The organism is Thiohalocapsa sp. (assembly GCF_019695415.1).
Lineage (GTDB): Bacteria > Pseudomonadota > Gammaproteobacteria > Chromatiales > Chromatiaceae > Thiohalocapsa.
The window spans coordinates 1-2,072 of record NZ_JAIFKJ010000049.1 but is presented as its reverse complement, the minus strand read 5'-3'; the positions used below and the strand labels follow the sequence as shown (position 1 = coordinate 2,072).

The following is a 2,072-nucleotide window of genomic DNA, read 5'->3' as shown; positions in this document are numbered from 1 at the left end:
TCGTACGGCCGCGGGATCCCGTACACCTACGGCACGGTCCCGGTTACCGGCAACGTGATCTGGGCCGACGAGATCCAGGAGGTTCGGAACGAGGAGGGCGGCAGCAAGAAGAAGGGCACGCCGACCGTCGTCCACTACACCTACTTCGCGACCTTCGCGGTGCTGGTCGGCGACGGCCCGATCACCGGCATCCGCCGGATCATCGTGTCAAGCTGTGTCCGCCTTGAGGTAGAATAGGACGCAGCGGTAGGCCTCTGAAGGCGAGGTAGGCCCGTCCGCGGTAGGCGGGCGTGCCGCCCACCCCCTCAACCGCCTCGATGGTCGGGTCGGGGGCCTGGGTCGTGGTGCCGCGGTGGATCCGCGTCGCCTTGCGGCCGTGCTTCCAGCTGTTGACCGCGCCCTCGCTAAGAGCGATCACTAGTGGTTCGTCACTAACGAAGGATTCCCTTCGAGTTCGGTTTGTGCGATCATCGAAGGATGGGAACGGAGGTCGAGATCGAGGTCAGCGCCGCGGATCGTGCTCGTTTGGAGGCGATCGTGGCGGCGCCGAGCAGCCCCCAGAAGCACGTCTGGCGGGCGCGGGTCATTCTGTTGAGCGCAGAGGGCGTCGGCACGATGACAATCGCCCGCAAGGCTGGCGTGGCCAAGCCGACGGTCTGGCGCTGGCAACGCCGGTTTGCGGCAGAGGGCGTCGCCGGACTGCTGCGCGAGAAGTCGCGCCCGCCGGGGATCGCGCCGTTGCCGACTGAGACCGTCGCGCGGGTCGTAGCCCTCACCGGTGAAGTGCCGCCAGGCGAAGCGACCCATTGGACGGTCCGTGCGATGGCCCAGGCGGTCGGCATCTCGCACGCCTCGGTGCAGCGGATCTGGCGGGCGCACGGCCTGAAGCCGCACCGCTTCAAGACCTTCAAGCTGTCGAAAGATCCCGCCTTCGCCGCCAAGCTGCGGGAGATCGTCGGGCTCTACGTCGATCCGCCGGCCCATGCGGTGGTGCTCTCGGTCGACGAGAAGAGCCAGATCCAAGCGCTCGACCGCACCCAGCCCGGCCTGCCGATCAAGCCCGGCCGGCTCGGTACGATGACCCACGATTACAAACGCCACGGCACCACCACGCTGTTCGCGGCGCTCAACGTCCTCGAGGGGACCTTGATCGGACGCTGCATGGCCCGCCACCGGCATCAGGAGTTCATTCGCTTCCTGAACGCGATCGAGCGGACCGTCCCGGCCGGCAAGGTGATCCACGTGATCCTCGACAATTACGCCACCCACAAGCACCCCAAGGTCAAGGCCTGGCTCGCCCGCCACCCTCGTTTCGTGTTCCACTTCACGCCCACCTCCGGCTCGTGGCTGAACGCGGTCGAGGGCTTCTTCGCCAAACTCACCCGGCGGCGCCTCAAGCGTGGCGTGTTCCGCTCCGTCGTCGAGCTCCACGCGGCGATCAAGCGCTTCATCGAGGCCCACAACGATGACCCCAAGCCGTTCGTCTGGACCGCCGACCCCGCGCGCATCCTCGCCGGCGTCCAGCGCGGGCACCAGACGTTGGAGACACTCCACTAGTATCCGAATCAACGGTGGTTCAGCGCGGAAGGCCGGAGGCCAACTGGCCTGCGTCTACTCTGAGATGGGATGGCTATCGCGGTACGTCCACAGGTCCTAAGTCGAGGTTCGCCCGACGCAGCTTTCGTATGATGGGGCGTGCCGTCGAGTGGGGCTTTCTGCTCACACTGGTCGTAGCTCCGCTGCCATTTGGTGGCAATACTCAGTTCGCATGGAACTTCCTGGCGCTCGGGGTTGGCGGCCTGCTCCTGGTTTGGAGTTTCCGAGCGGCCCTGTGGCCCAGGCGAGAGTTTCGCATACCGCGCCCAGTGGCTCCTGTTGTTGGGCTCTTTGCTCTCGTTTGCGTTTGGATCGCCATCCAGGCTTGGACCCTTGCACCTTCAACCTTGCGTCACCCACATTGGCACGAGATAGGGGCCATCCTCGGTCACGCGCCTATCGCAGGGACGCTGTCTGTGGACCGTTACTCTACGGTGACTGCCTGCGTGCGCTTGCGGACGGTGGCGCGTCGCTCG

Annotated in this window: 2 protein-coding genes; both read left to right on the top strand. The window is 65.9% G+C overall.

Translation table 11 applies throughout. The annotated features are described in order from the left end of the window. Window positions 1-237, top strand: a 237-nt coding sequence (locus I6U14_RS00580; protein WP_296896012.1) for a hypothetical protein, incomplete at its 5' end; no start/stop codon positions are given. Window positions 238-477: 240 nt separating this feature from the next. Continuing rightward, window positions 478-1,557: an IS630 family transposase gene (locus I6U14_RS00575; RefSeq protein ID WP_296896010.1), complete on the top strand. Its 1,080-nt coding sequence runs from the start codon at window positions 478-480 to the stop codon at window positions 1,555-1,557. The last annotated feature ends 515 nt before the right edge of the window (window positions 1,558-2,072 follow it).

Excerpts from the sequence above, each read along its gene's own strand:
- I6U14_RS00575 (WP_296896010.1), top strand. The coding sequence starts at position 478 with ATGGGAACGGAGGTCGAGATCGAGGTCAGCGCCGCGGATCGTGCTCGT.